Source organism: Ktedonobacteraceae bacterium (assembly GCA_035653615.1).
GTDB lineage: Bacteria > Chloroflexota > Ktedonobacteria > Ktedonobacterales > Ktedonobacteraceae > DASRBN01.
In genome coordinates this window covers 82,920-95,617 of the sequence record DASRBN010000008.1, presented here as the reverse complement: position 1 = coordinate 95,617, position 12,698 = coordinate 82,920, and the positions used below count along the sequence as shown (strand labels likewise).

At 52.4% G+C, this 12,698-nt stretch carries 13 protein-coding genes; 11 read left to right on the top strand and 2 right to left on the bottom strand.

Translation table 11 applies throughout. From position 1 onward, the window contains the following. Nucleotides 1–21 precede the first annotated feature (21 nt). The 7 genes from rpsD to VFA09_05325 all read left to right on the top strand — a co-directional run bounded on the left by rpsD (nucleotide 22) and on the right by VFA09_05325 (nucleotide 5,705). Entirely contained in the window at nucleotides 22–648 is a 627-nt protein-coding gene (gene rpsD / locus VFA09_05355) for a 30S ribosomal protein S4 (protein HZU66687.1), read from the top strand. A 183-nt stretch (nucleotides 649–831) separates the two neighbouring features. Then, entirely contained in the window at nucleotides 832–1,812 is a 981-nt protein-coding gene (locus tag VFA09_05350; protein HZU66686.1) for a DNA-directed RNA polymerase subunit alpha, read from the top strand. Nucleotides 1,813–1,840: 28 nt separating this feature from the next. Beyond that, nucleotides 1,841–2,440, top strand: a complete 600-nt coding sequence (locus tag VFA09_05345; protein HZU66685.1) for a bL17 family ribosomal protein — start codon at nucleotides 1,841–1,843, stop codon at nucleotides 2,438–2,440. 117 nt (nucleotides 2,441–2,557) lie between these two features. Then, nucleotides 2,558–3,379, top strand: a complete 822-nt coding sequence (truA, locus tag VFA09_05340; GenBank protein HZU66684.1) for a tRNA pseudouridine(38-40) synthase TruA — start codon at nucleotides 2,558–2,560, stop codon at nucleotides 3,377–3,379. Next, complete coding sequence (gene rplM / locus VFA09_05335) at nucleotides 3,363–3,851, top strand: 50S ribosomal protein L13 (protein HZU66683.1); 489 nt, start codon at nucleotides 3,363–3,365, stop codon at nucleotides 3,849–3,851. Before truA ends, rplM begins: the two co-directional genes overlap by 17 nt. Nucleotides 3,852–3,879: 28 nt before the next feature. Next, the gene (gene rpsI, locus VFA09_05330; GenBank protein HZU66682.1) at nucleotides 3,880–4,290 is read left to right on the top strand and encodes a 30S ribosomal protein S9; all 411 of its coding nucleotides are present in this window, start codon (nucleotides 3,880–3,882) and stop codon (nucleotides 4,288–4,290) included. Nucleotides 4,291–4,511: 221 nt separating this feature from the next. Continuing rightward, a complete protein-coding gene (locus VFA09_05325; GenBank protein HZU66681.1) occupies nucleotides 4,512–5,705 on the top strand; it encodes a S8 family serine peptidase in 1,194 nt (397 codons plus the stop codon). A gap of 782 nt (nucleotides 5,706–6,487) precedes the next feature. Here the strand turns inward: VFA09_05325 and VFA09_05320 are convergent. Beyond that, nucleotides 6,488–7,444 carry a branched-chain amino acid transaminase gene (locus VFA09_05320; GenBank protein ID HZU66680.1) on the bottom strand — a complete coding sequence of 319 codons (957 nt, stop codon included), beginning with the start codon at nucleotides 7,442–7,444 and terminating at the stop codon, nucleotides 6,488–6,490. 324 nt (nucleotides 7,445–7,768) lie between these two features. On the opposite strand from VFA09_05320, the gene VFA09_05315 reads away from it, so the two are divergent. Continuing rightward, nucleotides 7,769–9,418 carry a peptide ABC transporter substrate-binding protein gene (locus tag VFA09_05315; protein HZU66679.1) on the top strand — a complete coding sequence of 550 codons (1,650 nt, stop codon included), beginning with the start codon at nucleotides 7,769–7,771 and terminating at the stop codon, nucleotides 9,416–9,418. Between the two features lie 262 nt (nucleotides 9,419–9,680). Next, a complete protein-coding gene (locus tag VFA09_05310; protein HZU66678.1) occupies nucleotides 9,681–10,934 on the top strand; it encodes a Glu/Leu/Phe/Val dehydrogenase in 1,254 nt (417 codons plus the stop codon). 52 nt (nucleotides 10,935–10,986) lie between these two features. Here VFA09_05310 and VFA09_05305 read toward each other — a convergent pair whose 3' ends face one another. After that, nucleotides 10,987–11,439 carry a hypothetical protein gene (locus VFA09_05305; GenBank protein HZU66677.1) on the bottom strand — a complete coding sequence of 151 codons (453 nt, stop codon included), beginning with the start codon at nucleotides 11,437–11,439 and terminating at the stop codon, nucleotides 10,987–10,989. A gap of 325 nt (nucleotides 11,440–11,764) precedes the next feature. Between VFA09_05305 and VFA09_05300 the strand changes: the two genes are divergently transcribed. After that, nucleotides 11,765–12,514 carry an SDR family NAD(P)-dependent oxidoreductase gene (locus VFA09_05300; GenBank protein ID HZU66676.1) on the top strand — a complete coding sequence of 250 codons (750 nt, stop codon included), beginning with the start codon at nucleotides 11,765–11,767 and terminating at the stop codon, nucleotides 12,512–12,514. A gap of 18 nt (nucleotides 12,515–12,532) precedes the next feature. Further along, nucleotides 12,533–12,694: a hypothetical protein gene (locus tag VFA09_05295; protein ID HZU66675.1), complete on the top strand. Its 162-nt coding sequence runs from the start codon at nucleotides 12,533–12,535 to the stop codon at nucleotides 12,692–12,694. Nucleotides 12,695–12,698 lie beyond the last annotated feature (4 nt).

Genomic DNA, 12,698 nt, shown 5'->3' with positions numbered 1-12,698 from the left:
GTGTGAGGAGGATTCGATTAGATGGCACGTTATACCGGCCCCGTCTGCAAACTCTGCAGGCGCGAGGGGGTGAAACTTTTTTTGAAGGGCGATAAGTGCATGATGAATTGCACCCTTGAGCGCCGCAATACTCGCCCGGGACAGCATGGCTCAAGTCGTGCGCGCAAACCATCAGGCTACGCGCTCCAGTTACGTGAGAAGCAGAAAGTACGCCGCACCTATGGCTTGTTGGAACGGCAGTTCCGCAGGCAATTCGATATCGCGGCCCATCGCCCCGGCAGGACCAGCGAGAACCTGATGCAGGTGCTCGAGATGCGCCTGGATAACCTGGTCTATCGACTGGGCTTCGCCGATTCGCGAGCGCAGGCTCGCCAGCTGGTCTGTCATGGACACTTTGCAGTAAATGGCCGCAAAACTGATATTCCTTCCTTTATTGCGAAACCGAATGATGTGATCTCCGTTCGTGAGCGAAGTAAGGGACTTGAGTACTTCAAGACCCGCGCGCTGCTCCTGGCTCAGAAAGGCGTTCCCGCCTGGTTAAGCCTGGATGTAGATGCCATGACCGGTCGCGTACTCTCGCTGCCGGTACGAACAGACCTTGAATTGCCTTTCGATGAGCAGAAGGTGGTTGAATTATATCAGCGCTAATCTCACGCGTTGATGTTTGCCGGCGGTTGGGTATATGCCTTTAGCATCCTACCCGCAAGGATGGAATGCTAAAGGTACAGGACTCTTGGACTACCAACTTACGCGGTTTCTCCTATGTAGAGCTAGAGGCAAGTTGGGAAACGGGCAGTAATTCATGGTAGGAAAAGAAAGGCAGGTTGAACCTTGCTAGATATTACTCTGCCTCGCATTAAAAATACTAAAACACAAGGAAACTATGCGAGCTATGATATTGAACCATTGGAGGCGGGGTATGGGATGACCCTGGGCAACGCGCTACGGCGTGTCCTGCTCTCCTCGCTGCCCGGTGCGGCGGTGACCTCTATTCGTATCGATGGTGTGCAACACGAGTTTCAGGATATTCCCAATGTGATGGAGGATGTGACCGACATCGTTTTGAATGTCAAGAAACTCCGCCTCCGCTCCTTTTCAGACCATCCCGTTTCGATGCGTCTGGAGGTCAGTGGCGAGCGCGTGGTGACTGCCACCGATATTATGGCTCCTAGCACTGTCGAGATCGTCAATCCTGATCTCTACATTGCCACATTAGACAACGAGAATGCTCGCCTCGAAATGGAACTGGTTGTTGAGACCGGCAAAGGCTATGTCCCCGCCGACTCAAAAGAAGACCAGCCCATCGGGGTGATCCCTATAGATGCCATTTACACGCCTGTGCAAAAGGTAAATTATACCGTTGAGCATACGCGCGTAGGACAAATGACAAACTACGATAAAATTGTTCTTGAAATCTGGACCGACGGCACAATTCCACCGGATGAGGCCTTGCGCCAGAGTGCCGATATTCTGGTACGCCATTTTACGCAGCTTGCCAACTACCGCGCGACTTTGACCGAGCCGGAGAAGCCGCCGCTGAGCAGCATACCGATTCCACAGAAGATCTACGATACTCCCATCGAGGAGCTTGATCTCTCGGTTCGCGCGTATAACTGCCTCAAGCGCAGTAACATTACGAAAGTTGGTCAGGTGCTTTCGATGAACGAGGAAGACCTGCTTGGCGTGCGAAACTTCGGTGAGAAGAGTCTGCAAGAGTTGCGCGAGCGATTGCTGGCACGCAACTTCCTGCCGAATCCACGTACCAGCGCGGTTGGGGCCGATTTTGACGGCGATCACGAAATGGAGGAATAAGGTGAGGCACCGAGTTGCCGGTAATCGGATGAGCATGCCTGAGCCGCGTCGGCGTTCTGCACGGCGCAATCTCATGATAGGTCTCATCCGCTATGATCGTATAAAGACCACGGAGGCACGGGCGCGTGCCATCCGCGGAGAGACGGAGAAGCTGATTTCTATTGCTATCAAGGGCTATCTTGCCGCTCGACAGCATCTGAATGAGGTCGTCGGGGACGATGAGAAGGCAGCGCAGATACTCGCTTTCGCGCGCCGCGGTCGTTTCTCACTCGACAAAAAGGTCGCTTCGAATGAGGATCGCGCCGATATGGGCAAGCCGCCTCTGACCGATAAGGGCCGCAGGTTCCTGGAAAATAAGTACCGGGACCGCCGCAATGAACTGCTCCGCATCATCTCGAATGAAGATGAGGCCGAACGGGCACTGCAGGCCGCATATGAAGCGATGGCTATCGAATTGCATGCGCGCCGCCGCATCCTGCAATCGATTCCAGACGAGCTGGTTGTCAAGAAAATCTTTGACGAACTGGCCCCGCGCTACACTGGCCGCCCCGGTGGCTATACGCGCATCACGAAACTGGGCAAGCGCCAGGGCGATGCCGCCGACATGGCACAAATCGCCCTCGTGTAGGGGCCGGTTTACCGTACACACCGCCGATTTATCGGCCTTGCGGGGTAACTTAACTGATTGCTTGCAGGGTAACTTAACCAATTGGTTGAACCCCATTATCGGCTCTGGTGAGAGACTATGAAACTCGCCTGTGGCATTGAGTATGACGGTACTGATTATCATGGTTTTCAGCGTCAACCTGAAAACCATGGACCAACGATACAGGGAACGCTGGAAGCAGCGATTGAGCGTATCAGCGGCCAGATGTCGGTAGTCTACGGGGCAGGTCGCACCGATGCCGGAGTGCATGCAAGTGGTCAGGTGATCCACTTCCGCACAAACTCTCACCTGGCGCCACAGGTCTGGATGCGGGCTTTAAATGCAGTCCTACCGGTAACAGTAGCGGTACGTTGGGCAAGAGAAGTTCCTGATAGCTTTCATGCCCGCTATAGCGCGAAAAGCCGCTCGTATCGCTATACAATCTGGAACGGCGCAGCCCGCTCGCCATTATGGGCGAGATACAGTTACTACAGCCCGCGTGAGTTAGCGGAAGACCTGATGGATGAGGCGTGCCGGCAATTGCTGGGGCGCAAAGATTTCGGAGCTTTCGGTCGCAGCCCCGATGAGACGAATCCGTTGAAGCCGGGGCCGCACTCTTGCGTTCGCACAATGCTTGCTGCAAGCTGCAAGCGGAATAATGCACTTATCTCTTGTGATTTTACCGCGGACGCCTTCCTCACGGGGATGGTTCGCAATATCATGGGAACACTGTTGCTCGTAGGGCAGAAGAGGCTGAGCCTGGATGAATTTGCCGCTATTGTGCGACAGGCAAACAGGACGCACCCTGGTTCAGCAGCTCCACCACATGGACTATGCCTGGTGCGGGTAGAATATTCTAAAGATTTGGGATTTGACGAAAAACCCCATTATTGGAGAATGAATCATGATGAAAACGTATAGCGCCAGGGCCGCCGACCTGAAGCCACAGTGGTATGTCATCGATGCTGAGGGTCAGATACTGGGCCGCCTGGCATCAGAGATTGCGCAGATTTTGCGCGGCAAACACAAACCAACCTTTACGCCGCATATGCAGAGCGGTGATTTTGTGATCGTGATCAACGCGGACAAGATCGCTGTGACGGGCAGGCGCATGGACCAGAAGGTCTATTATCGCCACAGCCAGTATCCCGGTGGATTAAAAAAGACCACCCTCCGGCAAGTTCTTGAGGGAAAGCATCCCGAGCGAGCACTGGAGCACGCTGTACGCGGTATGGTGATGCATAACCGCCTGGGCGACGAAATCATGCATCATCTGAAGATTTACGCAGGCCCCACGCATCCACACGAGGCGCAGAAGCCAATCCCCTGGATGGGGCGGCAGGCATTGTTGAAGAAACCCGCGGAGACAACAGGAACTGCGGAAGCAGAATAGAGTGAACGAAAGAAGAGGAGTAGCTACCTTGGCTGATACCACTCGAGGCGAATATTATTATGGTATGGGACGGCGCAAGACGGCTGTAGCGCGTGTTCGTCTCTTCCCCAACGGTGATGGCACCATTACCATCAATGGCAAAAGTAGTGGCGCGTATTTTGGGAACCGTGAGTCGCTCAATGCAACAATGACTGCCCCCCTGCGCGTGCTCGATCTGAACGACGCGTACACCATGACGATCCGGGTCGTAGGTGGCGGCACCAGCGGCCAGGCAGGAGCGATTCGACACGCCGTAGCGCGCGCGCTGGTGCGTGTTAATCCCGACTGGAAGCCCACATTGCGCAAAGCCGGTTTCCTCACCCGCGACCCTCGCATGAAGGAACGCAAGAAACCCGGTCTGAAGCGCGCCCGTAAGGCACCTCAGTATACGAAGCGTTAATTCAGAGTTATAGAGACTTTAAATAAAAATGAGCGAAACGATTCGAACCGTTTCGCTCATTTTTATTTAAAGTCTCTATAACTCTAATGGGATGATGTATCCAACTATCGTACTAAAATATAATTTCGAATAACAAAAATATTGATAAAAATTAAACAATCAGGTATGCTGAGAAAAGGGGAAGTAATTTTTCACGTTTCGGCGGAGTAACACCAGGGCTTATGGAGTTATCAGGATATACTCCAGGAGATGCTGCAGCTTATGAAAGCGAGTTTGGCCTCACTATGGTTCCACAGCAGGATATTTCAGTGGATGGTGGACCAACAGATCATAGCGGCGCAGGCGAGGTCGCACTCGATGTTGAAATGATGGCAGCTCTCGCTTCTTCAGTTGATCGTATAGAATTGTACGAGGCACCAAACAACGATATGGGAACAATATCGGCATACTATCAAATGGCTGAAGACGACACCGCAAATTCAATCAGTACGAGTTGGGGATCATGTGAGTCTATGGCGTCTTCACAAGTCATTATGTCCGAAGCACAATCTTTCAAGATAATGGCACTACAGGGACAAAGCATGTTCGCAGCATCAGGAGATAATGGAGCTTTTGGTTGTCTTGGATTAGATCATAGTAAAGGAAAGTTACAGGTCGATGATCCGGCGTCACAACCATATGTGACAGCCGTAGGAGGTACCTCGCTTTCCGGGGCGGACCCTGGACCCAATCCCAATCCACCGTACCCAAGTGGAAAGGAGACTGCATGGAATAACAATTGCACATCTAAAACCTGTTATTATCCGAATGGTTCTGGTGGTGGTGGGGGAAATAGTACCCTTTGGAAGCAGCCCGCATATCAGACGGGACCAGGTGTTAATGAAAAGAAATATAGCAAGAGTGGCTCCTGGTGCAAACAACCATCAGGTACTTTCTGCCGCGAGGCGCCAGATGTTTCCCTGAATGCCGATCCGGCTAGTGGCTATGCTGTCTACTGCACTGATTCAGGTGATTCAAATTGTCTTCCCAGCGGATGGCTGGTTCTTGGAGGGACAAGCGCATCTGCTCCCCTGTGGGCAGCGATAGCTGCCCTGGCCGATAGCTATCTCCTCGGGCACGGCAAACCTGCTCTAGGTTTTGCCAACCCGTACCTCTATCAACTTAACGCGACAATGGGCTATAGCTATGTTTTCCATGATATTGCTCAAGGTAAAGGAAACAATGGAATACTCTACTTTTCTGATAGCCTTTACATCTTTGCGCTTAATGCTAGTGATGGAACCTTGATCTGGTATCACCAGGAAGATTACGAGCATAGTTTAGGGACGCCAGTGGTAGTCAATGGAACAATTTATGTTTCCTCTAATGGAGACTTTACAGTATTCACACCCTTGATCCTTCAGTTGCCTCCATAGTGGACGCGCCTGTTGTCAATAATGGCATCCTCTATTGCGGTTCTAGTGATGAGTACATACACACACTCAACGCGAGCAATGGCTCATCGATTGCACAGTATTTAGTTAGCAGCAAAGCAAATGGATACTTAAGTGATCCGACTATTGCGCCCTGATGGAGAGAAGAACCGCGAATATCAGTTAGAAAGAGAAAAAGTGAGGAGACAGTCGCCTAGCCATCTCCTCACTTTTCCCAGGATTATCTTGGCCTACGTTTCTCAGGCGGGCAGTTCGTTTCCATAATCGCTAGTGCATCCTCACGCTTGAGTGAACAGGAGACAAGATCAACAAATTGCTTTGAGTTATCAAGGCATAATTGGCGGGCCATCAGGCTTACGCGGTTAGCACTAAGCGTATGTTTGGAACCTTAGAAAGACTTGTTGTAGAGACTGCAATACCTTGATTGTTAAAAACTGTATAGTACCAATCTCCGGTATCGTGACGCTCCGCTTTCATTTTACCTCTCAGCGCCCTGTCCACTTTATCCGATTCGAGTGTAGTCATAGCACTTATGCAGGTCTTATTGCGGAACGAAGGTACTGAAGCTGGTCGCGCAAATGTAAGCCGAGGCTTGCTTCCTGGGATGTAAGAATGTCCAGGTATCCTGAGAAAACGCGCCGGAATGCGGCAAGTGCTTCCATTTGGGAATAGATGAGCAAGCACAAGAGTAAAAAATAAGAGGACATGAAAAAACAGCGAAACGGCCCCGGGGCCGTTTCGCTGTTTTTTCATGTCCTCTTACGCTAATCCTTCGCCTCAGCGCTCTGATGGCTCGGTACGGCAGCGTAAACAGGGGTACACCATTGCTCGCGGTATTCGGGGATGCGACCTCGCACAATATCGTGATACAGTTTGTATAATGCGTTGGAAATCGGCCCAATCTTGCCGTCTCCAACAGGCCGGTGATCTACGCGCACCACGGGCGCAATCTGAGCGCCAGTGCCACAGAGGAAAATTTCATCGGCGATGTAGAGTTCTGTACGGTCAACCTGGCGCTCGCGGGTAATTCGGCCTAGCTCTCGCCGCGCCAGTTCAATAATTGTATCGCGGGTAATGCCGAGCAGGATATTCTCGGTAGGGGCAGGAGTGACAAGCTCGCCATTCATGACCAGGAAAATGTTTTCGGCGCTGCCCTCCGAGACATGTCCTTCGTTCGTCAGCATGATCGCTTCATCAAACCCATTTTGCATGGCCTCGCTTTTAGCGAAAGCCGAATTGACATAAGCGCCGGTTAGCTTGGCACGCGCAGGGATGGCGTTATCGTCGACACGACGCCAGGAAGACACGCCGCAGTGCAGCCCATTGGTATCGATGTAATCGCCCATGGGTGAAATGGTAATGATAAAATGGTCTTCTAACCCATGCAGGCGCACACCGATAGTCTGATCGGCCTTGTAAGCTACCGGTCGCAGGTAGAGGTTTTGTTTCAGGCCACTACGGCGCACAAGCTCTACGCTCAAATCAATGAGCTGGTCTATATTGTAGGGAAGCGAAATCTGGAGAATCTTGCACGAGTTCAAGAACCGCTTGTAGTGTTCGCGCAGGCGGAAGAGGTAAACCTGCTCATCCTTCTCATTCCAATATCCCCGGATACCCTCAAAACAGCCGGTGCCGTAGGCAAAACCATGTGTGCGTACAGAAATGACACCCTGCTCGGCGGGTACGAACTCGCCGTTCATAAAAAGTTCTTTTTCGTCCATCCTGTTCAGGATAAGTAGCTTCCTCGCTGCTTACCTGTCCCTCCTTTCCTGGTCTCTAGTCACGAACTGGAAGCTGGAAATGGAGCCTCTGTTCGTCGTTGAACAGTACGATTATCCATTCTCATTATAGACGCAGAATTACCTGTTTGTCCATGTTTTATAAGAGGCAATTCCGTGAAATCGAGCAAGCCAACTTCTGAATCTGGCTTGCCCCAGGCATTGCCGAAGTAGTACAATGGACGCCAATAGAGAAAGGTATGTTCCCATTGCAATATATCGAAACGTCTATTTATGGCTTCATTTAGATAGAAAGCGAGATGAGATGTGAAAAATCAATCTTGCTGCTGGCTTTCCCGGCGCGTGTTTATCAGATCGACCTTTTTGATCGCTCTGCTCCTTCTTGTTGCTGCTTGCAGCGGTGGAACCACCACCGCGCCCAAAGCGAATGGAACTCCTGCCCTGGCGTCCAACCAGGTGCTGATATTTCCAAATGTTGGCACCCAGGATATCAGTGTGCTTGACCCGGCACAGGGGCCGGATGCGAACTCAGCTGTCGCTGTGGGCATGATTTATAGCGGCCTGGTGCGGTTTGACAAGAATTTGAATGTTGTGTCAGACCAGGCAACCTGGACTATTTCCAGCGACGAAAAAACCTATACCTTTACCCTCAAACCTGACATCAAGTTCTCTGATGGTACTCCTGTCACTGCCCAGTCGTATGTCTATACCCTGACCCGCGCGCTGCTCCCATCCGTAGCATCGCCGATTGCTACCTTATTCGAAGGCAATATAGTCGGCGCGAATGATGTCAATACTGGCAAAACCAATGTGCTGGCAGGAGTGAAGGCCCTCAATGATACTACCCTGCAGATTACCCTGACGAAGCCGACCGCCTATTTCTTAGACGTGCTGGCGACATCGATCTCTTTTCCCTTGAATGAGAAAATTATTCATCAGTATGGACAGATGAACTGGGTGAACCACGTTGCCGGCAGTGGTGTGGGCACCGGCCCATTTATGGTCAAGGAATGGGACCATAATGTCAAAATGGTACTCGTCCCTAATCCATATTACTATGGCCCTAAGACAAAGTTGAAAGAGGTAGACATGCTCTTCGTCAATGACCCCTCTACCGCTTTCAAGACCTACCAGGCCGGACAATATGCCTTCGACTGGAATATCCTGCCCGCGGACCTGTCCATAGCGAAAAACATGTCCGGCTTTGTCTCCTCTTCGTTGTTACAGACAGACTTGCTTTTCTTCAACAATACGAAGCCGCCGTTTAATAATGTGGCTGTGCGCCAGGCTTTTGCCTATGCTACCAATAAACAGCTTCTGGCAACTGCTATCTTCAAGGGATCGGCCATTGCTGCTCCCACGATTATTCCGCCCGGTATGCCCGGCTATCAAGCAGGCTACCAGGGTATTCCCTATAATCCTTCTAAGGCAAAGGCGTTACTACAATCGGTCTATCCAGACGTGACGAAGGTGCCACAAATTACCTTCTCATATCCCAATTCACAGGTGTCTACCTCGGAAGCCGTCGCTTTACAGCAGATGTGGCAAAATGCGCTGGGCATTCAGGTGAAATTGCTGCCGGTCGAGCTGACCGCCTACAACATGGAGACCGCGAACCACGAGGTGCAATTTGGCTTTACGCAGTGGACGGCGGACTTCCCCGACCCCTATGATTGGTTGACGTTGAATTTGACCACCAATGCTCCCGACAATAGCGGTTTATGGAGCAATCCAACATTCGATTCGACGGTGATGCAGGCGGAGGAGGAAACGGGTGATGCGCGTATAGCCCTGTATAACCAGGCCGAGCAGATCGCAATTACCGATGTTGGTTGGCTGCCGCTCGATCACGAGACGCTCTCAGCAGTCATTCCTTCCTGGGTGCATGGCGTGAGCCTGAATTATACCGGCCTGTACTTCGGCGATTGGTCGGACGTGTACCTGCTGCAACATTGAGTCAGCTCACCTTGAAAGCCATACAAGCGAGATGATATACTTTAGGTAAATACACCGGTCAAGGCCCGCCTGACTTCTGGCGGGCTTTCATCTATGACCACCGGTGTTCCGTTTTTCCTGCCGGCACGGGTGACTTGCGAATGCGCATGTCCATAAGAAGTTTGCGCAGGACGTGTTATGATTAGGAAGTAATGACGCTTCATTGATGCAGTGTTGCATGTATGGCCTATGATCGGCCCAAAGTTAAGGAGGTACTTAAACCATGGCTGTTGAAGTTGAAAATCCCTATGCGGTTGCAGTGGCACAGTTTGACGAGGCTGCCGAGCGTCTCGGACTCTCGCAAGCCATGCGCGCTATTTTACGTAAACCCAAACGCGAACTGACGGTCAATTTTCCTGTGCGTATGGATAATGGTGATGTCGAGATGTTTACGGGGTATCGCGTGCAGCACAATATTAACCGCGGCCCCGCCAAGGGTGGTATTCGATTTAGCCCCGAGGTTTCTCTTGATGAGGTGCGCGCCCTGGCTATGTGGATGACCTGGAAGTGCGCCGTTGTCGGCATCCCTTTCGGTGGTGCCAAGGGTGGAGTTATCTGTGATCCTCATAAATTGTCTCGCGCAGAACTCGAACGTCTCACCCGCCGCTACGCGACCGAGATTTCTATTCTGATCGGCCCCGATAGCGACATTCCCGCCCCTGATATGAATACCAACCCGCAAATCATGGGCTGGATCATGGATACCTACTCGATGCACCAGGGCTATTCGGTTCCGGCTGTAATTACCGGCAAACCACTGGCTATTGGCGGCAGCGAGGGCAGGCTGGAGGCGACGGCGCGCGGCGTGCAGGTAGTGACGCGCGAGGCCATGAAGGATATGGGTATGAACCCGGAGGAGAGTGTCGTAGTCGTGCAGGGCTTTGGCAACGTCGGCAGCATCACTGCCCGCCTGCTGCATGAGCTCGGCTGCAAGGTCGTTGGATTGAGCGATATCAATGGCGCCGTCTATAACTCCAACGGCATCGATGTCCACCGCGCCCTGCGTTATTCGAAAGAGCACGGCACCTTGAAAGGCCTGCCGGAAACGGAGTCACTCACGAACGCCGAATTGCTGGAACTCCCCTGCGATGTACTGGTACCCGCCGCCCTGGAGAACCAGCTTACAGGCAGAAATGCCTCAAGAGTGAAGGCACGCCTGATTATCGAGGCCGCCAACGGGCCGACGACACCGGATGCGGATCACATCTTCAATGATCGTGGCATTATCGTCGTGCCGGATATCCTGGCCAATGCCGGCGGCGTCACCGTCAGCTACTTTGAATGGGTGCAGGACCTGCAGCGTTTCTTCTGGGCCGAGAACGAGATCAACAATCGCCTGGAAAGCATCATGGAACGCTCCTATCAGGCTGTACGCCTGAAGTCGCTCGAACAGGAGACGAATTTGCGCATGGGCGCGTACCTGCTGGCCGTGGCTCGCGTAGCCGAGGCGACCGAGATTCGCGGCGTGTATCCTTGATTGCATGAAAAATCCCTCATGCGCTCGAGCGCATGAGGGATTTTTCATGCAATCATTTATTGTTATCTTCAGATTCAGCCCTCTCCTCCCAGAACTCATTGATGTTCTCATAGATGTCCGGTGGAAAGCGTAGCTCATTGTAGACGTTGCAGGTGCCAGGCTCGTCGGGGGTTGGGCAGATCGGAAAATCCTGCTGCGCCTGCCATTGCAGGATGCGCTCGCGCTTCGGCGGGTTATAATCATGTGCTTTCACCGATTGAATCAGCGCCCGCGCCTCGGTTTCATTATGATCGGGCTGCTTGCTCAGTAGCTTCACCATCTCATCCTCATCCATAAAATGGCGCGCAACCATCACAAATGTCAGGCGACCATAATGTCCAATGTCTGTCCCATCCTGCAAGGCATCCAGCAGGTGGGCCATCATCGGCGAATCGCGCAGGTTCTCGCTTCTGCCACTGTCTATGGGATTTGCGTCCGCGTTTTGTGTTTGATGTGTCTGACTCACAAACCACTCCTTCTAGCTACGTGCTAAGACATAGAGATTCTTCGCTGCGCTCAGAATGACAATGCTGCGCTTAGAATGACAATGCTGCGCTTAGAATGACAAAAGATATTTCTGGTCTTGATTGTAGAACAAATGTATTAGATTAGCAAGCTGAACGGGAACATCCTGTACCGGCTGCAAGAAACGGAAGGCACCGGTGCGACGTATCATAGTCGATGGTAGATCGTTCTTCGGGTAGAGGAAACATTGTTCCGCGAGGCCTTTGGAGATCGATTGATCGAAACTTATTATCGTTCTCAAGAAGCAGGAAAGGATAGATCAGATCATGGCAGGTAAATTGAATGGCAAGGTGGCGCTTGTAACCGGGGCTTCGTCGGGCATAGGCGAGGCGACGGCACTGGCTTTGGCGGCTGAAGGAGCGTATATCGCGCTGGCGGCTCGCCGGCATGAAAGGCTGGAGGAACTGGCCAGGCAGATTGAGAAAAATGGTGGGCAGGCTATGCCGATTATCGCGGACGTGGCCGATGAAAAGCAGGCCAATGATATGGTGCATACGGCCAGCGGGCGCTGGGGTCACCTGGACATCCTGGTGAATAATGCGGGCCTGATGCTGCTGGGCCCAATCGAGGGGGCAGATACGGAGGATTGGCGGCGCATGGTGAGCGTCAACCTGCTGGGCCTGCTGTATGCGACGCACGCTGCCATACCGGTGATGAAAGCGCAAAATGGCGGGCACATTGTCAATGTCTCATCCGTGGCAGGCCGCACGGCGCGGGCGGGCAGCGGTGTCTACAACGCTACCAAGTGGGGCGTCGGCGCATTTTCAGAAGCGCTGAGGCAAGAAGTCTACCAGCATCATATCCGCGTGACGCTGATTGAACCGGGTGCGGTGGCAACGGAGTTGACCGAGCATATTACCAACCCCGAAGCAAAAAGGGAGACCCAGGAATGGGTTCACTCGATAAGACCCCTGCAGAGCGAGGACATCGCGGCAGCCATTATGTATGCGGTAACACAACCGGCGCATGTCAATGTCAATGAAATTCTCATTCGACCGACGGACCAGGAACGCTAGCCTTGCAGCCGCTCAAAAATGACCTGGCTTCCTGCCGTTCGCAAATCGCTCGCTGGTTCTATTAATGTGTTTGGACAAAGTATTACGACGATTATGGGGCGCGATGAATCGGCCCCTACGGCACAGCCGCGGCGCAAATTCATCGGCCTCGTTGCCCGGTTTTTCTGTGAAATTCCATAAATAA

Excerpts from the sequence above, each read along its gene's own strand:
- VFA09_05325 (HZU66681.1), top strand. The coding sequence starts at position 4,512 with ATGGAGTTATCAGGATATACTCCAGGAGATGCTGCAGCTTATGAAAGC.
- rplM (HZU66683.1), top strand. The coding sequence starts at position 3,363 with ATGATGAAAACGTATAGCGCCAGGGCCGCCGACCTGAAGCCACAGTGG.
- rpsD (HZU66687.1), top strand. The coding sequence starts at position 22 with ATGGCACGTTATACCGGCCCCGTCTGCAAACTCTGCAGGCGCGAGGGG.
- VFA09_05310 (HZU66678.1), top strand. The coding sequence starts at position 9,681 with ATGGCTGTTGAAGTTGAAAATCCCTATGCGGTTGCAGTGGCACAGTTT.
- VFA09_05300 (HZU66676.1), top strand. The coding sequence starts at position 11,765 with ATGGCAGGTAAATTGAATGGCAAGGTGGCGCTTGTAACCGGGGCTTCG.
- VFA09_05345 (HZU66685.1), top strand. The coding sequence starts at position 1,841 with ATGAGCATGCCTGAGCCGCGTCGGCGTTCTGCACGGCGCAATCTCATG.
- truA (HZU66684.1), top strand. The coding sequence starts at position 2,558 with ATGAAACTCGCCTGTGGCATTGAGTATGACGGTACTGATTATCATGGT.
- VFA09_05320 (HZU66680.1), bottom strand. The coding sequence starts at position 7,444 with ATGGACGAAAAAGAACTTTTTATGAACGGCGAGTTCGTACCCGCCGAG.
- VFA09_05295 (HZU66675.1), top strand. The coding sequence starts at position 12,533 with ATGACCTGGCTTCCTGCCGTTCGCAAATCGCTCGCTGGTTCTATTAAT.